The sequence below is a fragment of the Butyrivibrio sp. FCS014 genome (genome assembly GCF_000526935.1).
Taxonomy (GTDB): Bacteria; Bacillota; Clostridia; order Lachnospirales; family Lachnospiraceae; genus Butyrivibrio.
In genome coordinates this window covers 40,619-64,256 of the sequence record NZ_JAHA01000019.1, presented here as the reverse complement: position 1 = coordinate 64,256, position 23,638 = coordinate 40,619, and the positions used below count along the sequence as shown (strand labels likewise).

At 45.2% G+C, this 23,638-nt stretch carries 14 protein-coding genes and 1 riboswitch; of the genes, 13 read left to right on the top strand and 1 reads right to left on the bottom strand.

The genetic code is table 11. From position 1 onward, the window contains the following. The first annotated feature begins 1 nt into the window (after position 1). Both T456_RS0113445 and T456_RS0113440 read left to right on the top strand, forming a co-directional pair. Complete coding sequence (locus tag T456_RS0113445) at positions 2–871, top strand: ATP-grasp domain-containing protein (RefSeq protein WP_051465035.1); 870 nt, start codon at positions 2–4, stop codon at positions 869–871. Further along, positions 852–2,210 (top strand): bifunctional folylpolyglutamate synthase/dihydrofolate synthase, encoded by a 1,359-nt coding sequence (locus T456_RS0113440; RefSeq protein WP_024866538.1) that lies wholly within the window; start codon positions 852–854, stop codon positions 2,208–2,210. Before T456_RS0113445 ends, T456_RS0113440 begins: the two co-directional genes overlap by 20 nt. A gap of 88 nt (positions 2,211–2,298) precedes the next feature. On the opposite strand, the gene T456_RS0113435 is transcribed toward T456_RS0113440, so the two are convergent. Beyond that, entirely contained in the window at positions 2,299–2,865 is a 567-nt protein-coding gene (locus T456_RS0113435; RefSeq protein ID WP_024866537.1) for a folate family ECF transporter S component, read from the bottom strand. A gap of 59 nt (positions 2,866–2,924) precedes the next feature. After that, a riboswitch (THF riboswitch) is annotated at positions 2,925–3,023 on the bottom strand. Between the two features lie 124 nt (positions 3,024–3,147). Here T456_RS0113435 and T456_RS0113430 point away from each other — a divergent pair. The 11 genes from T456_RS0113430 (at position 3,148) to T456_RS22100 (ending at position 23,567) form a co-directional block, all read left to right on the top strand. Then, positions 3,148–4,839 carry a DUF3298 and DUF4163 domain-containing protein gene (locus T456_RS0113430; RefSeq protein WP_024866536.1) on the top strand — a complete coding sequence of 564 codons (1,692 nt, stop codon included), beginning with the start codon at positions 3,148–3,150 and terminating at the stop codon, positions 4,837–4,839. Then, positions 4,839–5,558: a 5'/3'-nucleotidase SurE gene (gene surE / locus T456_RS0113425; RefSeq protein WP_024866535.1), complete on the top strand. Its 720-nt coding sequence runs from the start codon at positions 4,839–4,841 to the stop codon at positions 5,556–5,558. The genes T456_RS0113430 and surE overlap by 1 nt, the downstream gene beginning before the upstream one ends. Before the next feature lie 609 nt (positions 5,559–6,167). After that, positions 6,168–12,542, top strand: coding sequence for a family 43 glycosylhydrolase (locus T456_RS0113415; protein WP_024866534.1), 6,375 nt, complete (start codon positions 6,168–6,170; stop codon positions 12,540–12,542). A gap of 67 nt (positions 12,543–12,609) precedes the next feature. Beyond that, on the top strand, positions 12,610–13,827 hold the full coding sequence (locus tag T456_RS0113410; protein ID WP_024866533.1) for a response regulator transcription factor: 1,218 nt from the start codon (positions 12,610–12,612) through the stop codon (positions 13,825–13,827). A gap of 215 nt (positions 13,828–14,042) precedes the next feature. Further along, positions 14,043–14,957: an Rpn family recombination-promoting nuclease/putative transposase gene (locus tag T456_RS0113405; protein ID WP_024866532.1), complete on the top strand. Its 915-nt coding sequence runs from the start codon at positions 14,043–14,045 to the stop codon at positions 14,955–14,957. A 213-nt stretch (positions 14,958–15,170) separates the two neighbouring features. Continuing rightward, complete coding sequence (locus T456_RS0113400) at positions 15,171–16,217, top strand: ABC transporter substrate-binding protein (protein ID WP_024866531.1); 1,047 nt, start codon at positions 15,171–15,173, stop codon at positions 16,215–16,217. A 100-nt stretch (positions 16,218–16,317) separates the two neighbouring features. Further along, positions 16,318–17,820 carry a sugar ABC transporter ATP-binding protein gene (locus T456_RS0113395; protein ID WP_035802168.1) on the top strand — a complete coding sequence of 501 codons (1,503 nt, stop codon included), beginning with the start codon at positions 16,318–16,320 and terminating at the stop codon, positions 17,818–17,820. Further along, a complete protein-coding gene (locus T456_RS0113390) occupies positions 17,817–18,857 on the top strand; it encodes an ABC transporter permease (RefSeq protein WP_024866529.1) in 1,041 nt (346 codons plus the stop codon). The genes T456_RS0113395 and T456_RS0113390 overlap by 4 nt, the downstream gene beginning before the upstream one ends. Then, the gene (gene yjfF / locus T456_RS0113385) at positions 18,854–19,858 is read left to right on the top strand and encodes a galactofuranose ABC transporter, permease protein YjfF (RefSeq protein ID WP_197026901.1); all 1,005 of its coding nucleotides are present in this window, start codon (positions 18,854–18,856) and stop codon (positions 19,856–19,858) included. The genes T456_RS0113390 and yjfF overlap by 4 nt, the downstream gene beginning before the upstream one ends. Positions 19,859–19,893: 35 nt before the next feature. Continuing rightward, positions 19,894–21,675 (top strand): cache domain-containing sensor histidine kinase, encoded by a 1,782-nt coding sequence (locus tag T456_RS0113380; protein ID WP_024866527.1) that lies wholly within the window; start codon positions 19,894–19,896, stop codon positions 21,673–21,675. Then, a complete protein-coding gene (locus tag T456_RS22100; RefSeq protein ID WP_155838112.1) occupies positions 21,672–23,567 on the top strand; it encodes a substrate-binding domain-containing protein in 1,896 nt (631 codons plus the stop codon). The genes T456_RS0113380 and T456_RS22100 overlap by 4 nt, the downstream gene beginning before the upstream one ends. Positions 23,568–23,638 lie beyond the last annotated feature (71 nt).

Below are 23,638 nucleotides of genomic sequence, written 5' to 3'. Positions count from 1 at the left end.
AATGGGATTAAGTGGATACCTGATAGAAAAATATAACAACATGGCCGGTGCCTATACCTGCAACAGACTTGTGGAGGAAGCGAAAAGGCTCGGGATTGACCTTAGGATAATCGGAATCCACGATACTAACGTGACTGCCGATGGTATATTCAACTGCGGGCAGCTCCTTGGGAAAAGAGATTTCGTCATTAACCGCTATAAGTGGGGGAAGCTCAAGGACAGGATCAATGAACTTGGAGAGCGAAGCTATAATGATATTCACTCCTTTAACAGGTATATCAACAAGTATCAACAGCTAAGAGATATCAAATCCCTTGATTTCCTAGTTCCAAAGTATGTTCTTGGGACAGCTCTTTTGCCCTATGAGGAAGTGGTCAGGAAAGTGGGAACGCCGTTTGTGGCTAAAGGGCTTGAGAGCTCCATGGGGGAGCAGATTTCTCTTGTAGAATCCCCGGAGGATTACAGAAGGCTCCTTGATACCTACGGCCCGGAAAAAGAGCTGTTGTTTGAAGAATACATTTCCACAAGCTATGGGCGGGATATGAGGATATTCAGTCTGCGAGGGGAAGTTATAGCCGGTATGATCAGAAAATCCCAGGGAGATTTCAGAGCCAATGTGGCCCTTGGGGCATCGGTGGAACCCCTTGAGATCACAGACAGTATAAGGCTTCTGGCGCGGGATATTTATCTTTGCAGCAGTGTTGAATTTGTCGGGATAGATCTTTTATTTGGAGAGGATAAACCGTATTTTTGCGAGATAAATGTAATGCCGGGGCTTGAGGGGATCGAGGAGTCATCAGGTAAGAACATTGCAGGGATGATCATGGAGACTATCAAAGGGGACTTTGAGGATGAACAGACAGGAAGCTGAGGATTACGTATACAGCTCATATCTGAAGGCTGAAAAACACTGGGACTATAATGCAAAGGACTCAGTCAAAAGAAGGCCTGATCTTACTTATGAATTGCTGAGGAGAAAGTCCGTTTCCCCGGCGGTTGTGATAACCGGAAGCAAGGGAAAGGGCTCTGTTGCCAATATGCTTTCCTGCCTTCTCAAGGACAGGTATAAGGTTGGTCTTTTTACAAGCCCTCATATTACTGACTTCAACGACAGGTTCAGGATTGATGGGGAGAAGATCAGCGATGACGATTTTGCAAAGTATATGACTTTGATAAAGCCTGAACTTGATGAGATTGAGAAAACTCTTCCGGAAGATGTATGTATCAGTCCCATCGGGATACAGGCGGATCTGGCGCTGACTTACTTTAATGATATGGGCACGGACTTTAATGTTATCGAGTGCGGCAAAGGTGCAGAGTTTGACGATGCCAATAATGCAAAACATGAGTATGCGGTGATAAACAGCATCTTTTTGGAGCACACGAGAGAACTTGGAAAGACGCTGGAGGAGATTGCAAGGGATAAATCCCATGTTATTACGGGAGAGCAGAAATGCGTTTATGTGGCGCCTCAGAAGCCCGAAGTCATGAAGGTGATACTGGATAGAGCAGACAGCCTTGGAGTTACTCTTAAGGAATACGGAAAAGACTTTATGGCTACGAATGTAAGATATTCTCAGGGCGGGATGATCTTTGATGTTGTAATAGGAGAAGCACTGTTTAGAGATATTACAATTCCGCTTCTTGGTGTGCACCAGGCGAGAAACTGCGCACTGGCCATGGCAGCTGCTGCAGATATTCTTGGTGGTATTGATAGTCTTAATGGTCTTGACAGCTTTGATGATAGTCTTGATGGTTTTAACGGTCTTGATGAAGACATGGCAAGAAGGGAGCTTCAGAAGCTAAGCTATCCCGGAAGAATGGAAGTTATATCACGCAACCCCTTTATGATCCTTGATGCCTGTATCAACTCCGCCAGCTGTCAGAATGTTATTGATGTTTTGAAAAGCTATGAAATTGAAAAGGCAACGGTTATCATAGGAATTCCCGATGATAAGGATTATGCCGGGGTGGCTCGCATGATGAAGTCACTTGCAGACACAGTTATTATCACAAAGTCCGGCAATCCTCATTACGTATTCAGTCCATCAAAGCAGTGCGAAGAACTGGAGAAAGAGGGTATTAAAGCTATTCCCACAGCATCTGTAAAGGATGCCATAGAAAAAGCCAAGGCTATTGGAAAGCCTGCAGTGATACTGGGAACAACCTCAGTTATATCTGAAGTAACAAAACTTAAAGAGCATATTTGAACGCGGGATCAATAGAAATGAAACCAAAAGAAAGAGCCATGTATCACAGGGAATGATACATGGCTCTTTTATCGTTATTTACCAATATTTACTTCGCATCGAAGTAGGGCTTAACCACCTTGCTGACAACCTTCAGTACTGCATACATGATAAAGCAGTCGATGGGAAGCATTACAGCGTTGGATATGATCCTTCCTGGAAGGATTGCTGCGATTGCCTGGCCATAAAGAAGATTGAGCCATAGAGTGTTTAGAACAAGGTTACAGATGATCTTCTGAACAAGCTGAGAAATGACAACGTTCTTAACACTAAGAGGCTTGTTGTAAAGGAAAATACCGAAGATCACGGCTCCAAGCATGGCAGTTACGGTAAAACCGGGGAAGAAATTGCCATCACCTGAGGCAAACCACTTGATAACATCCATTGCTCCACCGAAGATAGCTCCGATCCAGGGTCCGAACAGATAATCAACTATCTGGTTGGGAAGATTGGAAAAGCCGATCCTGATGAACTGACCTACCTTGATTGTGGCAACATAGCCCAGGATGACAGCCAGGGCGCCCATCATTCCGCAGAAGGTCAGAACCTTTGTCTCCTTAAGCCTTGAAAGAGAAGATACGTTGGATTTCCGGTACAAAGAATTGTTATTAGACATAAAAACACCTCCTTTGCAGTTCCTTTAACCACATCGGAGGACATACTCACAGGCGATGTAGCAGCGGGATGCGACACTAAAACCGCGGGAAAAGACCCTTCGTCCCAGTGACAACTCCCTGTTCACCGGGCACTTAACGCTTTAATGTCTACTCTGCGTTTGTTATTTTTTACGAATTCATAATACTGTATTTGTCCTTGTAATACAAGATATGTTTTTGTAAAATTGGGTGACAGGCTTTTTTTGCGTAAATAGGGCGATTGCCTGTAAAGAGGAGTGGTTATGAAAAGAAAATGTATGTTTTATTTTAAAAAGGCGCTTACAATGGCGCTTGTTTCTGCACTATGCGTTTCTGTAATTTCAGGTTGCAGTTTCAAAAAAGAAGACAGTGAAGAAAACGCTGCTTCTTCAGTAGAGTCTACGCTGACGGAGGCTCTTTTCCCTGAGACAAATGAGGAAAATAACGAAAAAAGTGAAGAGAATTCGGAGGGACAGATCACTATTATAAATCACAATATTCATTGCGTAAGCGAAGGAGATGTGATCTGCACCGGCAAATATCCCGAGTTTTATTTCACGGATGAATTTTCTGCAAAATTCCCCAAGCTTCGTGATACTTTAGAGAGATATAACGCCAGCTGGAAAGAGGAAACTGAAGGAACGGTAAAAGCCTACGGGCACTTTAAGCTTATTGATAATTATGCTACCGACGGGGCTTATACTGTTGAGAAAACCGTAAACATTGTAAGAGCGGATGACAGGCTCTTTACCTTTGCGGTGTCTAATTATGAATTTTCCGGCGGCGCTCATCCCTTTCACAGTACAGAATATTATAACTTTGATCCTGTAACCGGAAACACTGTGCCTTTGACGGATGTGATAACCGCTAAACCCGGAGCTGAGACTTCACAGATGTTTTGGCAAAGACTATACGATACATACCCCGAGTGCGAGGAGGAATTTAAGTCCTACGACATCGGATTTGACTATGAGACCAACGAAGAGATCGATACTTTTGAACAGAAACTTATTGAGGACAGGTTCAACTGGGCTGTTCTTCCGGATGGGCTTTGGATTTACTTTTCACCCTACGATGTTGCTTCCTATGCAACAGGGTACCTTGAGATGAATTTCCCTGATTCCGAGTATCCCGGGCTGGTACTTGATGCATTTAAGATTGCGGAGAAATTTGATGCAGATAGGTATGTAAAATATGAGGAAGATCCGGAGATTACTGAGGTAGGGCCCGAGGAACCCGTATATGAAGGCTCTGCAACTATAGCAAATCCCTGCTGGGAAGGCTTTACCAACTATAGCTACAGTAAAGAGAACCCTCAGTATGTTACCCTGGAAAAGACCAAGGAAGATAAGACAGACTGGATCGACATCTCTGTATGGTGTGATGATAATAACATCCCCAGAAAAGAATTCCCCTATGAGGATGGAACTTACAGGTATGTTCCCGACGCATCTGTGGAATATGATTATATGTATACGGGATTGGAAATCTATGACGCAGCAAGTTCCGAGAAACTCTATGATTTTGATCTCTATACTCTGGCAAACGGACCTGATGAGGAATCTGATAAGTACTCTGCAGAAACTCAGTATATCAGATGGGCAAGGCTTGTTGATGACATGCTGTACGTTGAGCTGAGCATGAACGGATATGCGTCGGAAGAGCCGGACTCAAGTTATATCGTAGGAATAAATGTTGAATCCGGACAGCTCGCCTTCAGATCGGAGCCTCAGACTGCAAATGCAGAGACCTTTGAGGTCATAGATGACTGTATTATCTGCGGCTACGGATTTACCGCGGAGCCTGATTATCTTTATATACTGGACAGATACACAGGAGAGAGAATTGAAACAATTCCCGTAAACTCTGCGCCTGAATTCATCAAGGCAGTGGATGATACACTCTATGTTGCATGCTACAATACAGGCTATGAATTTAAGATAAAGGAAAAATAATGAGCAGAAACATTCTTATAACCAACGATGATGGAATAGATGCAGACGGAATAAGAAGACTTGCCTTTGCGGCAAGTAAATTCGGAGAGGTATGGGTTGTGGCGCCTCACGATCAGAGAAGCGCCGCATCTCACAGCATCACATTAAGAAAGTCCTTTGAGGTTCATCCCTACGATATGGGTATTCCAGGTGTACATGGCTTTTCCTGTACGGGCACGCCTGCGGATTGCATAAGAGTGGGTAAGCTTAATGTTATGCCAAAGTTTCCCGATGTGGTTCTTACGGGTATCAACTACGGCTACAATGTGGCTGCGGATATTCAGTATTCCGCAACCCTTGGAGCTGCCTTTGAAGCAGAGTTTCAGGGTATTCCTGCCATTGCTTTTTCTGAGCACTTTGGAGACGAACATGAGGTGACGGACAGATATCTTGTGGAGATATTGGGAGAACTCATCGATAAGGAGTATGTTCCCGGACAGGTATGGAATGTGAACTTCCCGGGATGCACCCTCGCTGAGTGCAAGGGCGTACTTTGGGACAGGAAGGTTTCGAGAATGTCCTTTTTTGACGACAGATACAAGGTTGATGAAAAGCTTCCCGACGGAGGCATGCTGGTGAGCGTAGACGGAGTATACAACCCCAAGAAAGATGAGGGAACAGACTACGGTGCCATCCTTTCAAATCACGTATCCGTAGGCGTTGTAAGGAACATAAGCTAATCGGTATCAAATAAATATATTCCTTTTTACATTTGTGTTGATAATAATTATGGCTGGTATAGACTGATTCTCAGATTGCGTAATTGGATATATGCTGAGGACTTACAAGATTTCGATGATTTCGGCAACGGCACTTCCGACGCATTTGTCTGTTATGGAGTTTTGCGTCGGTGATATTTGCGAAATAATGTAAAGAATTCACGAAACACAAACGCTATCACGATAATTAAGTGCTCAAACAGGCTATTTGTCGATATAGCGTCAAGTTTTTGGGATATTTTACCGACTCAATCAGCTTGTAGAATGCTTTGCGTCGGAGAGGACTCAATTCACATATCCCTCGGCATACAGCGCCTAATCACTTCCAACACAAGAAAAAAACAATTCTCATTTGTACAATAGAACACTTTTGTAAATAGGGCGATAATTATAAGCCGGTCAAAAATCTATAAAAACAAGCTCAAATATTATAAATACAGTCGGAAAACCCGATGATAGAATATCAATCGTGGGGGCTTTCCGGCTGTATTTTTATGGGGATTTTAGCCGGTAAAAGAGCCTTCTTAGAACAAGAGAAGATATTGAAAAAAAGTAAAGGGGGAAAGAATTTTGAAAAAGAACAGTAGGTTCTATGCACTGGCTCTGGCCGCAGCTTTGGGTTTGCAGACCATAGGCTCACAGGTTGCCTATGCGGCTGAAGAAATGCCGGTAAATGATGCTCCGACTGAAGCTGAGAATGATCAGACGGACGAAGGTTCGGCCGGAAACGGCGCTGCTAATTCAGAGGATTTAGAAGCCGGAAAAGAGAAAAGTTCCAATATCGTAAATGAAGATGAGGAAAAGCCTGAAGAAGAAAAAGATAAGGCTGCTAAAGGCGAGATCCCGGAAGACGAGGAAGAGCCCGAGGAGGAAGTCGAGGAAGAACTCGATAAGGAAGAACCTGAGGAGGAACTCGAGGAAGAATCAGAAGAATTTTTTGTAACTGCAAAGAGCGCACCTGCGACAGATCCAAGACAGACAGCTGTTCCCGGAAGAGGAGATCTTCTCTGGGCAGTAGACATGAATGATCTGTCACAGTTCGATCTTTACACAGGTCCTGCACAGGGAACCTGGTCTGCATCAGATGATGTGGTAAGGATCGACGGCGGTCATGGAAACAAGGCAATCTCTAAGAGACAGGACTTTGACAACTTTGTGCTGGAAGCAGATGTAACCGTAGAAAGACAGGCGGATCTTTCCGATAAATCCAGTGCCCAGGGCGGAATCCTTTTCCGTGCATCAAAAGGTGCCGATCGCCAAAACGACGGGTATTTCGGATATTATCTTGGAATCAACGCCAAAGGACAGGAGATGATCCTTGGACGATGCTCCGGAAACAACTGGTATGAGATAGCTACCAAGAAGATGAAGGTTGAGTATGGCAAAAGCTATCATCTTACCGTAGTTGCCAGCGGTTCTCATATTACCTGCTATGCGGATTATAACGGTGAGAATTACGCCAAGCTCTATATCAACGATACAACTCACGCTAGCGGCGGAATCGGAATGAGGAACTGGCTTTCTCATTCAAGCTTTAAAAATCTTGCGGTAAGTGAGTATGACGAGGAAGCTTTATATGACAGCTATACAAATCCTCTTCTGAATCACTGCGCAGATCCCGATGTTCTGTATCACAACGGAACTTATTTCCTTTATCCCACCAATGCCGGAGACGACACCCATGGAATAAAGGTTTACACATCTACGGATCTTGTTCACTGGACAGATCAGGGCTATGCACTCAGCAAAGAAGACTGCTGGGGTACAACCGGATTCTGGGCTCCCGACCTTATCGAAAAAGACGGAACCTTCTACATGTACTATGTGGCAAATGAGCAGATCTGTGTAGCAACAAGTGATTCTCCTCTGGGACCTTTCACTCAGGAAGTTAAAGAGCCCATGGACCAAACTGAGAAGAATATAGATGCACATATTTTCTATGATGAAGCTTCAGGGAAATATTACATCTATTATGTTCGCTTCACAGGCGGAAATGTTATCTGGGGCGCTGAGCTTTCAGATGACATGAAGACCATCAAAAAAGATACCTTAAAGCAGATCGTTGCAGCTAACCAGGGCTGGGATCAGGATATGGGCAACATCAATGAGGGACCCTTCATGCTGACTTATGAGGGCAAGTATTACCTCACCTATTCAGGAGCTCATTTCCAGAGCATCCACTACGGTTCAGCCTTTGCTGTGTCTGATTCACCTCTTGGTGACTTTAAGAAATACGATTATAACCCCATAATGAAATCCAATTCGACAGTTCACGGTACGGGACATCACGGCATCACAGTATCTCCCGACGGAACTGAGCTGTTCATTGTTTATCACAGCCACCATGATCTTAACAGCACTGAGCCAAGGCAGCTGTGCATAGACAGGATACACTTCACCAAGGACGCCAACGGCGAGACTGTTCTTGAGGTAATGGGACCCACCATTACACCCCAGAGACTCCCTTCAGGAGCGGTGGATGTGGCAAACTTCATCGAAGCAGTAAATCCCGATGATATAAAGGTTTCGGACGATGCGGACGCTGAAGATGTAAATGCGGCACTTCCCACAGAAGTAACAGTAGCAACAAGTAAAGGCGACCATACTGCATCTGTAACCTGGAATAACGTAAAAGACACTGATTTTAAGGGTAAATCCATTGAGGTAGAGGGAGCAGTAACTCTTCCCGAAGAAGTGGAGAACCTTGGAGATGCAGATCTCTCAGTTACCTGTACTGTTATCCTGGGAGATGCCAAGATCAAGGAAGACCTCAAAAAGATCCTGGATGAGCTTGTAATCCCCGGAGCAGATGCCATTAGAGGAAACATCACACTTCCTTCAGTTTCCGGAGAGGCAGAGCTGTCCTGGAAGTCTGACAACGAAGAAGTGATCACTTCCAAAGACAAAGAGCAGGATGGCTATTATGACATCCCTGCAGGCGTTGTTACAAGAGGCAGCAAGAACGAGAAGGTAACACTTACCGTTACCGGAACTATTGACGGTGTTTCTCTTTCCAGGGAATTTGAAGTCACTGTTCTTGCAAAAGAAAATGCTGATGAAGCTTACGTTGGATATCTCTATGCACACTTCAAGGAAATTCCCGGAGAAAAGGGTGAGCAGGATATTTTTTACGGTATAAGCGACGACGGTCTTAACTGGACAGCTCTTAACGGCAACGAGGCAGTACTTAAGTCAGACGTAAGTGACAAAGCAACAAGAGATCCTTATATCATAAGAAGCGCTGAGGGAGACAGATTCTTCCTTCTTGCAACAGATCAGGATATCTACAAGTACGGCAATAACATTCCCTGGGACAGACTTTCAACTCAGGGCAGCACAGCTCTTACAATCTGGGAGTCCACAGACCTTGTGAACTGGACCAACGAAAGAAATGTTGATGTAGCAGGTTCCATCGGCGGCGGATGTGCATGGGCTCCTGAAGCAATCTATGATGAGGCAACAGGAGAGTACCTTGTATTCTGGGCCAGCAAGATCGCAGCTGACAACTATGCAAGACAGTATACCTTTGTTTCAAGAACAAGAGACTTCTACAACTTTACAGAGCCTGAGCTCTTCAATAACTTCGGAAGCAATATCGATACTTCCATGCTGAAGGTTGGAGACGATTACTACAGACTTACCAAGATAGAAGACGGAATGTACGTAAGACTTGATAAGGCCAGCGGCAAGCTTCGCTCCTATGGCGATGAGGTGACCACTAAGACAATAGGTAACCTGACCTTTAACGTGGTTGGCAATAACTACAGCTACATTGCAAACACAGCAGAAGGCTGCATTGAGTCTTTCAGAGGAAATTACGAGGGTGGCACCATGTTCAAGTTCAATGATAGGGATGAATGGTGCGTAATGCTGGATGAGTACGGCGGAGCAACAAGAGGATATATTCCTTTCACAACCACCGATCTTAGCGTCCCTAACAGCATCCATGTTCTTAATGAGGATGAATACACAGCCCAGGAAGGTTGCAAGCACGGCGTAATCCTTCCTGTTACCGCAACTGAGTATGAAAGGCTTGTTGAAGCTTACGGCGTAGCAGAAGGCTCTTTTGCCAAATTAGACAGACAGGCAGAGCCTGTAGCTGAGTATGATTTCGAGAACGTAGACGGTACTAAGGCAGTATCCAAGGGCGAAGATCTTGGACTTAACCTCCTTGGAGGCGCAGTCCTTAAGGACGAGGCAAACGGCAAAGCTCTTTATCTTGATGGCTCAGATGAAGCTTATGCTGCTTTTGGCAAAGGCTCTTTTGACGGGGCAAAAGAACTGACAATAAGCCTTGATGTTAAGGCTCTTTCCGCAGATTCCGAGAGCATGGTTCTTGGACTTGGCGGCAGTTCCGATAAGTATCTCTTTGTGAGAGTAACTGACGATGAGACCGCAGCCGGAAACACAGCAAGAGGAACAAAGGGCGTTAAGAGCGTTCGCAGTGCAAGCTACGGAAATAACGGCAGATGGATCCATCTTGACCTCACCGTGAATGATCATGTGATTGCTTTCTATGCCGACGGACTGTATCTTGGAAGTGTCAAGAACAGAAACCTCTCCGAGCTTGGAAGAGACCTTGATATGTTCCTTGGCAGATCACTTACAGGAGGAAGGAATTTTAAGGGCTATATCGACAACCTTAAGATTTACAACAGAGCACTTACCATGGATGAGATCGGGGCAAAAGAGATTACGGCTATCACCGTTAAGATTGAGGCTGAGAGCGGAACAGTTACCGGAAAGGCAAGAGTCACTCAAAGAGGCGATGCTTCCGGCGGCTACAAAGTTGGATATATCGATGATACATCATCTGTTGTAACCATGAAGATAAATGCCCCTGCAGATGGAACCTACAGAGTAGACATCGCTGCAGACGGCGACAAGGGAGCATTCCCCAATACTTCCCACAGATACTGGGTAAACGGCGACGAGGCATCTGCTAAGGTTGTTGAATATACCAAGGCAACTGTTTGGGATGTATGGTCACTTTACAGCGTATACGTTGATCTTAAGGAAGGTGAGAACACCTTCAGCGTTTCTCACTCAGGCCGTGACAACAGCTTTGCGGAACTGGATTACATTCTTTTCCATACTATGGAAGAACCTGAGTATGAGATCATGATCGGAGATACAGCTCTTGAGGGATTTAGCAGAGATAAGAAGGTATATACCGTTGAAGGTGACCTGGAGAATCTCCCTGCTGTATCCGTTAAGTTTGAAGATGGCGCAAACGAAAGCTTCAAGGCACAGGTTACTCAGGCAACCGCAGAAAGGCCGGAGAGCTACGTGACTGTTTATAACACTGACGATCCTTCCTATGTCCAGAAGTATACGGTCAGATTTAATTCAACCGACACCTTTGAGAGCATGATCGTAAACTACGGAGCAGATCCCTTCGTTACTTACCATGACGGATATTACTACTATGTTCGTATGGGCCGCAACGACACCGGAATCTGGGTTACAAAGTCCGCTGAGCTTTCAAGGATCGGCGAAGTAGAGCCCGTATGCGTATACATGCCTTCAGGAGATCAGCCCACAAGAGAGCTCTGGGCACCTGAGCTTCACTTTATTGACGGCAAGTGGTACATCTACTACACCGCCGGCGCCGGAGCAGATCATCGCATGATGGTTCTTGAAAGCGTTACTGACGATGCGCAGGGTGAGTACGTATTTAAGGGCAAGATGAGCCCTGAGACTGACAGATGGGCTATTGACCAGACTGTTCTTGAACTTGACGGACAGCTCTATGCAATCTGGTCAGGCTGGGATGGATTTGTCGATGGAGAGCAGAGACTCTACATTGCAAAGATGGATTCACCCACAACAATTTCCGGAGACAGAGTTGAGCTTTCAAGACCTGAATTTGCATGGGAAGTTAACGAGCATCCCACAATCAATGAGGGACCTGAAATCGCTGTAGCTCCTGACGGAACAGTTAATATCGTATATTCAGCAAGCGGTTCCTGGTCCGATACTTACTGCCTCGGATGCCTGACACTCAAGAAGGGTGCGGATCCCATGGAGAAGTCATCCTGGATCAAGGCAACAAAGCCTGTATTTGAAAAGAACGACAGCACAACCTTCTCAACAGGTCATGCATGCTTTGTTAAATCTCCCGATGGCAAGGAGGACTACCTTGTTTATCACGCAACAGTTTATGCAGGAGGCGGCTGGAACGGAAGAGGCGTAAGAGTACAGAGATCCTACTGGAATGAAGACGGCACACCTTTCCTCGGAACTGCAGCGGAGTATACTGACATGATCAAGACACCTTCAGGAACAAAGAAGGCTTCCTATGTACGACTTGAGGCTGAGGATGCAGTGCTTTCAGGACTTGGTGCGACTCAGACTTACAATTCATCAGCTGATGCATGTGTATATGGATTTGATGACGAGTCAAAGACCGCTGAGTTTACCTTTGATGTGGCACAGGCTGGAGAGTACATGCTGTATCTTGGCGCATCAGCAAATGTTAACGGTGCTGCACTTAAGGCAATCGTCAACGGACAGGAATATGAGAAAGCTGTTTACAACTTTAACGCAAACTCAGGCAACAGACTGTGCGTAGACAACTGGTTCGGATACGAACTTAAGGTGGCTTTGAATGAAGGCAGCAATACCGTTATCGTAACAGGTGTAAGCGGAAAAGAGACAGCGGCTCTGGACTACATTGAGTACTGCGATTATGAGAGTGCAACCGCTCCCAATCCTGAGCCTCCGGTAATTGAGGAACCTGAAGAGCCCGAGAATCCTGAGGATCCTGAAGAGCCAGATACTCCTGATGAACCGGATACACCTGATGAGCCCGACAAACCGGAAGCTCCGAAGGTTCCTGTAGAGAAAGTAGTACAGGCTATCACAGCAGTTGTTAAGACAGTGGTCAAGACTGTTGCCAGGGTAGTGACAAGTATTATAAAAAAGATACTTAAATGGTTTTAAGATACTTGTTTGTCATGATCTGAAAAGTTATGATATATGGGCATGAAAACGTTTCCGGGGGTGTTTTATGAAATACAGAACTCTTGTAGCAGATGATGAACCTATGATCAGAAGAGGTATCATTAGTTTTCTTAAAGCCTACGACGACTTTGAAGTTGTGGCTGAAGCGGAAGACGGTGAGGTGGCCCTTGAGAAGGCCAAGTCCACAGTAATAGATGTGTTTTTTGTGGACATCAACATGCCTTTTTTGAACGGCCTGGATTTCATAAAGGAGCTGAAAAAGCTTTACCCTCAGGCACTTGTAGTGATAGTGACAGGATATGATCTTTTTGAATATGCAAGAAAGGCTGTTGGCCTTGGTGTATTTGACTATGTATTAAAGCCTCTTATGGAGGATCCTTTCGATGAGCTCATTGGAAGGATCCGGGAGGCTCTAAGCAAGCGCAGCGACGAAGAGATGGAAAAGAAGTACCTGGAGTGGGCCAGGGACAAGATGAACGAGAGCAGGGAACTGCTTATTGCGGAGCTTTCCAAGAAGATAATCGATGGACGGCTTTCAGAGGATGAGATCACTCAAGAGTGCAAATATCTGAATTTAAAGCTCCCTGAGGAATATTCCCTGATCCTTGTCCGAATAGATACAAAGCCCACTGAGGATATCGACAGCAACTGGAATGAGGACCTTCTATACTTTGTCTCCGAGAACATCGCTCTTGAGATGTTTGCATCCCTTGCCCTTGAGAGCAGGTGCAGGGACGAGTCAGGGAACCTGGTTCTTGTTACAGATCAGATTTCTTCAGAGGAACTGGAAGAGAAATGCAATGAGTATATAAATTACATTTCCGGAATCCTCCCTGTTAAGTGTGTAATAGAAACTTCCGCAGGAAACGGAGCCGGCTCGATTGCAGCCGCTTATCAGGAAGCACTTTCCAAGGCTTCTGAGAATACCGGATATTCCTCAATTCTTGAAGCTGTAATGCAGCTGATCCAGGAGAACTATTCCAGAGAGGAATTCTCTCTTCAGGAGGCCGCAGACAATGTAGGACTTTCGGTGGCATACTTAAGCCGAATCTTCCGTAAGGAGGCCGGATGTACCTTTGTTGATTATCTCACCAATCTTCGAATGAGGAAGGCGAGTATCCTTCTTCACGATGAGGAGATGAAGATCTACGAGGTGGCAGAGAAGGTGGGTTACACCTCCCAGCAGTATTTCAGTCTTGTGTTCAAGAAGAAACTTGGAATCAGTCCTGCCGAGTACAGGCAATCTATTAAGGAGAATAAATAAGATCAAGCTAGCCAGGCCTGTTTTAAGGGGACTGGCTAGTCTTTTGTTATATCTCTTTTCCTTTTTTGTGATTTTACAATCATATTTTTCTATGTTATTATTCTATTTGCTCAGTTCTGAGCATTCTTGTCATGTTCATGGCAAGCGCAGTATTTCACTGCAAATTCCCTTGATAAGGAAAAAGCTAAAATTTATAATTAAAGGAGAAGTAATTATTGAAAGAATTACAAGTAATAAGCGCAAGCCGGGAACACAAGGATCGGCTCTTTAACTTCGTTTTCGGAAGACCGGAAAACAAGAAATGGACACTTAGTCTGTACAATGCAGTTAATGGTTCTTCCTATGAAGACGAAACTGAGATTGAGTTTAATACGCTTGAGGAATATCTTTATGTGCATATGAAGAATGATACGTCATTCTTATTTGCAGGATATATCAGTTTGTATGAACATCAATCAACATATAATCCCAATATGCCCCTCAGGATGATGCAGTACATATCGGCGGTATATGATGGATATATATCATCCAATGATCTTGATAAATATGGTGAGGAATTATTGCGGATACCTACACCTAAGCTGGTTGTATTCTACAATGGAACAAAGGATGAGCCTGATGAAAAGATACTTAGGCTCAGCGATTCTTTTTCCAAGAGTACAAGGAAAAATGCAGATATAGAAGTAAAGGTCAGGATGATAAATATAAACTATGGGCGAAACAAAGAACTTATGGAAGCCTGTAGACCACTTTATGAGTATTCATGGTTTATACAGACTATACGAGAATTCAGAAAAGAGCTGAAAGATATAGGAGAAGCTGTAGGCAGGGCATTGGGAGTAATGCCGGAGGACTTCATTTTAAAACCATTTCTCAGAGAACATATGGCGGAGGTGGCAAATATGTTATCAGAAGAATTGCAGGAATTAAATGCAAAACAGTTAATAGCGAGGGCAAATTACAAAAAAGGCCAAATTAATGGTGAGAAGAAGGGCATAAACAGTATGTCCAATCTTATAAGCTGGCTCTTTTCCCAGAACCGTGATGAGGATGTCAAGAAAGCTTCAAATGACCCGGAGTATCTAGAGAAACTCTTTGCTGAATATAAAGAGGCAAATAAGAAAAAGTAAATAATATTGTAGTGAGTAAGATATAGCATTGAGAGTCCGGCATATTAATATGTCGGGCTCATTTTTTGCACCAAAATCGTTGTCAGCACCCGCAAGAACAAAAAAGTATAAAATCCGGACAAATCAATCTAAATACATTTATATCCTCCTTAGCTAGAATCAGTATTGTAAACAAACGTAAGGCCTGGGGGACAGGCCACCAAGGAGGATAATATGAAGAAAAGATTTTTAAGCTCAATTCTGTGTGCAGCTATGGTTGCTGCATCAATCGCCGGCTGCGGAAGCGCTGCTCCTGCACCTGCTGCATCAGAGGCACCTGCCGCTACAATTGAAGAGGCTGAGGCTCCCAAGGCTGAGGCACCTGCAACTGAGGATGCAGGAAGCGAGAAGCTTGTTGTTGGTTTCGCTCAGATCGGACAGGAGTCAGGCTGGAGAGATGCCGAGACAATGTCAATCCAGACTTATGCTGCAGAGCATACTGATACTGTAGAGCTGAAGTTCGCTGATGCTCAGCAGAAGCAGGAGAACCAGATCAAGGCTATCAAGAGCTTCATCGAGCAGGACGTTGATGTTATCGGACTTGCACCTGTAGTTGAGACCGGTTGGGATCAGGTTTTTGCTGAGGCACAGGATGCAGGAATCCCCATCATTCTTCTTGACAGAACAGCAGATGTTGATGAGAGCCTCTATGCTACATTCATCGGTTCCGACTTCATCGAAGAGGGAAAAGAAGCTGCTAAGCAGATGGCAGAGCTCATCGGCGGCAAGGGTAAGATCGTAGAGCTTGAGGGAACAGTTGGTGCTTCTGCTGCAACAGACAGAAAGACAGGTTTTGATGAGGAGATAGCTGCAAACTATCCCGACATCGAGATCGTAGCTTCTCAGACAGGTGACTTCACAAGAGCACAGGGTAAGGAAGTTATGGAGTCATTCCTTAAGTCCAATCCTGATATCGTAGGCGTATACGCTCACAACGACGACATGGCTCTTGGCGCAATCGAAGCTATCAAAGAAGCTGGCCTTAAGCCCGGCGAAGACATCGTTACAGTTTCTGTAGACGGCGTAAAGGGCATCTTCGAGGCTATGGTAGCAGGCGAGGCTAACTGCACAGTTGAGTGTAACCCTCTTCTTGGACCGCTCTTCTTCGAGACAGCTGCAAAGCTTAAGAACGGCGAGTCAGTTGAAAAGTGGGTTAAGTCAGTGGACGGCGTATTCACTTCAGATATCGCTGCAGATGTGATCGATTCCCGCGCATATTGATCAGTCTATAGTCTATAAAAAAATAATCCGCTCCGTTTACACTTCGGAGCGGATTTTCTAAAGGAGGAGAAGGGTGAGCAGTCAGACCAAACTCTTAACAATGGAAGGTATAACCAAGACCTTCGGCAAGGCAGTGATCGCGCTGCACGATGTACATTTTGAGCTTGAAGCGAGAGAGATCCACGCACTTCTTGGGGAAAACGGTGCCGGCAAGTCAACACTTATAAAGGTACTTACCGGTGTAGAGGAAAGAGATGAAGGCAAGATCGAGCTGGAGGGGAAAAAGATCCATCCAAGATCCACCAATGAAGCCCAGCAGCTGGGCATTTCAACGGTTTATCAGGAGGTTAATCTGTGTCCCAACCTGTCGGTTGCTGAGAACATATATATCGGCAGAGCGCCCAGAACAAAGATGGGCTCCATCGACTGGGCAACCATGAGCAAAGAGGCTACAAAACTTCTTGAGAAATTTGATCTTAAACTTGATGTAAATAAGAGACTGGATAACTATTCGGTAGCTATTCAGCAGATGGTGGCAATAGCAAGAGCCAGTGACATACAGGCGAAGGTACTGATTCTGGATGAGCCCACGAGCTCACTGTCCAAGGTTGAAGTAGATAAGTTGTTTGCAATCATGAAGAGGCTTCGTGAGGAAGGAATGGGAATCATCTTCGTAACCCACTTCCTTGATCAGGTTTATGAAGTAACAGACAGGATCACAATTCTTAGAAGCGGCGGGTATGTAGGCACTTACAATACCGCCGATCTTCCCAGAATGGAACTGGTATCAAAGATGATCGGTAAGGACTATCAGGCCCTTAATGAATCTTTGAAGGAAGGTCAGGCCGAAAAAGAAGGAACAAAAACAGGCGATGAGCTGATTTCCATGAAGAACGTATCACATCAGGGAAGTATCTCGGGTATGGATCTTACAATTTCACGAGGTGAGGTACTGGGGCTTTCAGGACTTCTTGGATCCGGAAGATCGGAAACGGCAAGAGTACTGTTTGGAATAGATCAGGTAAATGAAGGTGAACTTACTATCAACGGGGAGAAGGTTCACCTAAAGCATCCTCTGGATGCCATAAGAAAAGACCTGGCATTTTGCCCTGAGAACAGAAAGACGGAAGGTATCATAGGAGACCTCTCCATCAGGGACAACATGGCTCTGGCACTTCAGGCCAAGAAAGGTCTGTTTAAAAAGATATCGAAAAAAGAGGCTCAGAAGATAGCCGACGAATACATCAAGAAGCTGGAGATAAAAACTCCCAACGCGGATCAGCTTATAAAGAACCTGTCGGGAGGCAATCAGCAGAAGGTTATCCTTGCAAGATGGCTTGCCACAAATCCGCAGCTTCTTATGCTGGATGAGCCCACCAGGGGAATCGATATCGGTACAAAGGCCGAGATCCAGAAGATAGTCATTGATCTTGCAGCACAGGGTATGGCCGTTCTCTTTATATCATCCGAGCTTGATGAAGAGCTTAGATGCTGCAGAAGAATTGTCGTTCTCAAGGATATGGAGAAGGCAGGAGAAGTTGTAGGGGACAACATCTCAGAAGGAGCGGTAATGCAGATCATGGCAGGAGGAGAAGGTAAATGAAAAATAAGATAAATAAATTATCCCAGAAACAGGCTTTCTGGCCTGTGATTATTTTCCTGACCATCATATTGTTCAACACCATAATGACAAAAGGTGAGTTCTTATCCATTTCCATAGTGGACGGACATTTCTACGGCAGGATCATTGATATTTTCAGAAACGGCGGAAAGCTCATGATCCTTGCAGCAGGCATGACCATGGTACTGGCTACCGGCGGAACCGATATTTCCGTAGGTTCTGTTATGGCTATAAGCGGAGCCATTGCCTGCAGCATCATAAACGGGAACCTGCTTCCCGGACTGGGCGGCAATGTTGCCATGGCTATAATCCTTGCAGTTTGCGCAGGAATCATCTGCGGTCTCTGGAACGGATTCCTGGTAGCCCAGATCAAGATACAGCCAATCGTTGCAACCATGATCCTGCTGGTTGCGGGACGCGGTATTGCACAGCTGATCACCAGCGGCAAGATCATCACTATCAATTCCGATGCGTATTACTTCATAAACGGAGGATATATATTCGGACTCCCATTCCCATTGTACATAGTTCTTTTCCTTGTAGGGATCTTGCTGCTGTTTGTTCATAGATCTGCTTTCGGACTTTTCCTTGAATCCATCGGATGTAATTCACTGGCTTCAAAGTTTGCGGGAATCAAGGTAAACAGATTCCTTCTTGCAATCTACACTATTTCAGGAGCCTTCGCATCAGTTGCGGGACTTATTGAGAGTGCAGGAATCAAAGGCGCTGACTGTAATAATGCAGGACTTAATATTGAGCTTGATGCCATTCTTGCTGTAGCCATCGGCGGAACCAACCTCATGGGCGGAAGATTTTCAATCTTCTCAAGTGTAATAGGAGCTCTTATCGTTCAGAGTATCACCACAACAGTTCTTGCCTTGGGCGTACCCGCAGCTTATATCAGAGTGCTTAAAGCGCTTCTTATCATTGTGATCTGCCTTTCACAGTCCGGCAAATTCAAGCTGCATATCAGCAAGATTGCAGTAAGCAAGAAGAAAGAGGAGGCAGTTGCATTATGAGAGAGAAGCTGCGTATAAAGAATATTTCACTGACAATGACAATTGTGCTGTTCCTGATAATGTTTATCTTCGGATCAGTGAGATATGACCATTTCTTTTCATTGTCTACTTTCTTAAACCTTTTTAATGACAATGCATATCTGATGATAGCGGGTATAGGTATTACCTTCGTTCTTATAACAGGAGGCATTGATATTTCAATCTCCTCAACCATAGCCTTTACCGGTGTGTTCATGGCCTACAGCCTTCAGAAGGGAATTCCTTCTTATATTGTAATTCCCATGGCGCTGATCATCGGTATAATCATCGGAGCAGTGCAGGGAAGTCTTATCCACTACTTTAAGCTTCAGCCATTCATCGTTACTCTGGCGGGACAGTTCCTAATGAGAGGATTGTGCGTCGTTATAAGCGAAGCATCCATCCCCATCACGGATGAGTTCTTCAAGTTCATGGCTCTTGGAAGGATACAGATAAAGCTTGGTGAATCCAAGGCGCTTAACGGAAAGATTTACTATTACGTTCTTATATTTGTGGCAGTTCTTGTGGCAGGTCTTTATATTCTCAAAAAGACTCCCTTCGGAAGAGCGGTATATGCCATCGGAGGAAGTGAACAGTCTGCAGAACTTATGGGTCTTAATGTTGCAAGAACCAAGATTGGAGCGTATATTATAAGCAGTTTCTGCGCATCTTTGGCCGGTGTTGTATTTAGTTTCTACACCCTGGCAGGATACGGACTGCAGAACATGGGTATGGAGCTTGATGCCATTTCTTCAGCGGTTATCGGGGGAACACTTCTTACCGGCGGTGTCGGATCGGTGTTTGGAACTGCTGTAGGTGCCATGATACAGGGCATCATCCAGACCATTGTTACATACGAGAATCTGAATACATGGTGGACCAAGGTAACCATCGCGGGTCTTCTTTGTTTCTTTATCGTGGTTCAGAGGATCATTGCTGTTAGGGCTGAGTCTGCTAAGGGCAAGAGCCTGGCAGCTGCCTGACATATCAAATATCAAGCGAATCGGGGATGAGAGTAATGAATATGCTAAGGACAGGAGCGGGAATAACCAAGATACGAACCAAGCTGATCCTGTCACAGATATTCATTGCCCTCATCCCCTTTATTTTGGTCGGAATCGTGGGAATCACCTTCTCGGCCGGTGAAGCAAGAAAGAATATAACTCAAAGGTCATCTCAGACCGTGACTCAGGTAAGCCGTACTCTGGACACCTATATGGAGGACCTTGATAAGCTGGTTCTTACCTTATCTGATGAGATTGCTGCTGCAGACATTAAGGGCGGCGGTGATGTGAAGGCAGGCGAGATCATAAAGACCATGCAGAATGTTATGGGCAGGTACGATGAGATCGCAGGGATGCTCTATGCGGATTCCGGGGACGCCTATATAAGTACCGGCATCACCAGAATTTCCAGGGACTCTTTTCAAAAGGAGAGCTGGTACAAAGCAGCTCTTTTGGATCCTGATTCAAGTCACATGATAAGTACCGTCACCGGCAGGAATATAGCCACAGATGTTGGATATTCAGTGGATGATGTTTTTTCCATAGTCAAAGCGGTCAAGGACAAAGACAGCGATGAAGTTGAAGGTGTTCTTTTGGTGGACATAGGGCACAGCATCATTTCCTCAGCCATTAGGGACTCTCAGCTTGGAGGCGAGGGCTTTGTTTTCGTGCTGGATGAAGAGGACCACATGGTGTACACGCCCATCAATCCGGTGGTCTACAGGATAGACCCTAAGTGGCTCACCGACGAAAACGAGACCATATCCGTCGGCATCGGAAACAGCAGGTACCTTGTGCGCTTTAAGAGGTCGGATATGACCGGCTGGAAGACTGTCAGCGTCACCTCCTATGATGAGCTGATGGGGGATTACAACAGGATGATGTGGGTCTTCGGCGGAATTCTGGTGGCGACTCTTTTCCTGGTTCAGTATCTGTCCCTTAGGGTTTCCGACAACATTACAAGACCAATCAAGCACCTTCGTGATCTTATGAGAAAGACCAGGGAAGGTAATCTTTCCTTGAGGTTTGAGAGCAACAGCCGCGACGAGATCTATGACCTTGGCATGAGTTTCAACCACATGATCGAAAGGATCCAGGAGCTTCTTGACAGGGTAAGGCAGGAGGAAGACCTCAAAAGGAAGGCGGAGCTTAAGATCGTTCAGGAGCAGTTCAAGCCACACTTTCTCTATAACACGTTAGATACCATCAACTGGATGGCCCGTGAGCACGGGGCAAAAGATATAGTGAGTCTCGTGGACGCTCTGACAAACGTTTTCAGAATAAGCCTTTCCCACGGCAAGGATTATATAACCATCAAGGAAGAGATCAACTATATATCCAGTTACCTTTACGTTCAGAAGACAAGATATGAAGACAAGCTTCTTTTTGAGATAGATTCCGATGAGGACTGCGAGAAGCACCAGGTTCCCAAGCTTATCCTTCAGCCTCTTGTGGAGAATGCCATCTATCACGGCATTAAGCTTAAGAGAGGAACCGGGCATATCAATATTTCCGTACACCGCATAGAGGACAGCATTTGCATGACTGTTGAGGATGACGGAAAGGGAATGGATGAGCACACCAGAGATTCTTTAAGAGAACTTCTAAAGACCGGTACCGGGTCCACTGAGATAAAGGCTGACGACAAGGAGAGCTTTGGACTTTTCTATGTAAAAGAAAGACTCCAGCAAAGATACCATGACGATTACAGGGTTGAAGTCGAGAGTACCGAAGATATCGGCACCAGGATCTCCATATACATTCCATATATTGAAGAGGAGAATGGCATAAGGTGACGGAATATATAAAAACAAAATGGCATATTCTTGCTGTGCTCATCGCGGTGGCTTCCCTGTCTATCGCTCTTTACGGCTGTCACTATATTCCCTTCGGGGAAGGTGGCAATAAGGACGGCGTGTCTTCCATCATCGGCGTGTCCCAGGCCAATATGCGAGAGGAGTGGAGAGTCGCCCTTATCAATGAGCTTAGGGAAGAGACCGATAAATACGAAGACATTCGCATTGTTACAACGGATGCTACCGGAAATGCTTCCAAGCAGATCCAGGATATAGACAATCTCATAGGCTTTGGAATCGATCTTCTTATCATTTCTCCCTGCGACGAGAAGATAATGGGAGATAAGATCAAAGAGGTCCATGACAGCGGCATTCCCGTTATCGTTATGGACAGAGCGGTAGAAGGATTCGATTACACGCTTTATATCGGTCCCGACAATGAAGTTATCGGTCAGCAGGCAGGAAATTATATTGTAAATCTCCTTGGTGAAAAAGGAGGAGATGTTGTTGTGCTGTCCGGAAATCCCACCTCTGTCCAGGGAACAGAGAGGCTCTCCGGATTTAAGAGCGCCGTTGAAAATGTAAAGAACATAAATATCCATGAGGTCTATCTTGGCACAGAGTCCAAGGATGCCGCCTATGATATGACCATCACTGCCAAGCGCATTGTTAAAGACGCCGATGTGGTATTCACCTACAGTGACAGTATGGCCCTCGGAGTCTGCGATGCCTTAAGGTTCATGGGGCTGGATAAAAAAGTCATGACTGTAGACTGCGACGGCTTTAAAGGAGTGGACGAGGGGCTTGACCTGGTATCCCAGGGAAGGCTTAAGGCCACCGTTTCCTGTCCTATAGGCGGAAAAGAAGCTATTGACTACGCCCTTTCCATCCTTAATAACGAAAGTGGCGTTCCTAAGCAGGTCATCCTTCGAAGCAATATTATTGACAGTACAAATGTTGAAGAAAATTTAAGCCGCATCAATGCAGAAACCGCTGATGACGGCAGGAAGATAAAGGTAGGCTATTCACAGGTAGGCCAGGAGAGTAACTGGCGTCTTGCCAATACCAAATCCATTGAAGAGTCGGCAAAAGAGTTTAATATTGATCTTCACATGGAGATAGCCGATCAGTCTCAGGAGAAGCAGTTTGAGGCCATCAGATCTTTTATAAATGAAGGCGTGGATGTTATCGTGGTCTCTCCCGTTGTTGAAACGGGCTGGGATGAGGTTTTAAGAGAAGCCAAAGCTGCCGGGATTCCTGTTATCATGTCCGATAGAAACGTGGTTGTTGAGAACCGCGAGGAGAACCTCACCACCACTTATATTGGGGCTGACTTTGTGGAAGAGGGCCGAAGGGCCATGCGATGGATCAGGGATAATGTAAGTAAAACCAAGGACACCTTGAGAATAATGGAGATCATGGGCAATGTGGGCGCCTCTCCCACAGAAGAAAGAGATCAGGGCTTCAGGGAAATTCTTTTGGAAAATCCCGGGTATGAGATCAGCTATTCCGACTACGGCGACTTCACCTTTGAGGGAGGAAGAAAAGTAGTCCGTGAATATCTCGAGAACAATGAGTGGGATATCGACATTATCTTTTCCCAGAATGATGATATGGCCCTTGGAGCAATCGAAGAGCTTAAGGAACACGGCATAAAGCCCGATGTTGACGTTAAGATAATCTCGGTGGATGCCACCACGGAGGCCTTTGAAGCCATGGTAAGAGGCGAGCTTTCCTGCGCCGTTGAGTGTAATCCCGTTATCGGACCACAGCTTATGAAGGCAATACGGGATCTTTGCAGCGGCAAGCAGATGCCTTTCCGCATCATCACCGATGAGAAGGTTTATGACCAGGCGGTTGCGGATGAATATATAAGGAAGAGGCTGTACTAAGGGTTGACTTTTTTTAATCAAGAACATAAAATCATTAAGTAATTAAATACTAAAGGCTGTGACCGGAATAA

Bases quoted from the DNA above. Each gene is read 5' to 3' on its own strand.
- T456_RS0113445 (WP_051465035.1), top strand. From the start codon at position 2: ATGGGATTAAGTGGATACCTGATAGAAAAATATAACAACATGGCCGGT.
- T456_RS0113440 (WP_024866538.1), top strand. From the start codon at position 852: ATGAACAGACAGGAAGCTGAGGATTACGTATACAGCTCATATCTGAAG.
- T456_RS0113435 (WP_024866537.1), bottom strand. From the start codon at position 2,865: ATGTCTAATAACAATTCTTTGTACCGGAAATCCAACGTATCTTCTCTT.
- T456_RS0113430 (WP_024866536.1), top strand. From the start codon at position 3,148: ATGAAAAGAAAATGTATGTTTTATTTTAAAAAGGCGCTTACAATGGCG.
- surE (WP_024866535.1), top strand. From the start codon at position 4,839: ATGAGCAGAAACATTCTTATAACCAACGATGATGGAATAGATGCAGAC.
- T456_RS0113410 (WP_024866533.1), top strand. From the start codon at position 12,610: ATGAAATACAGAACTCTTGTAGCAGATGATGAACCTATGATCAGAAGA.
- T456_RS0113400 (WP_024866531.1), top strand. From the start codon at position 15,171: ATGAAGAAAAGATTTTTAAGCTCAATTCTGTGTGCAGCTATGGTTGCT.
- T456_RS0113395 (WP_035802168.1), top strand. From the start codon at position 16,318: ATGGAAGGTATAACCAAGACCTTCGGCAAGGCAGTGATCGCGCTGCAC.
- T456_RS0113390 (WP_024866529.1), top strand. From the start codon at position 17,817: ATGAAAAATAAGATAAATAAATTATCCCAGAAACAGGCTTTCTGGCCT.
- yjfF (WP_197026901.1), top strand. From the start codon at position 18,854: ATGAGAGAGAAGCTGCGTATAAAGAATATTTCACTGACAATGACAATT.
- T456_RS0113380 (WP_024866527.1), top strand. From the start codon at position 19,894: ATGAATATGCTAAGGACAGGAGCGGGAATAACCAAGATACGAACCAAG.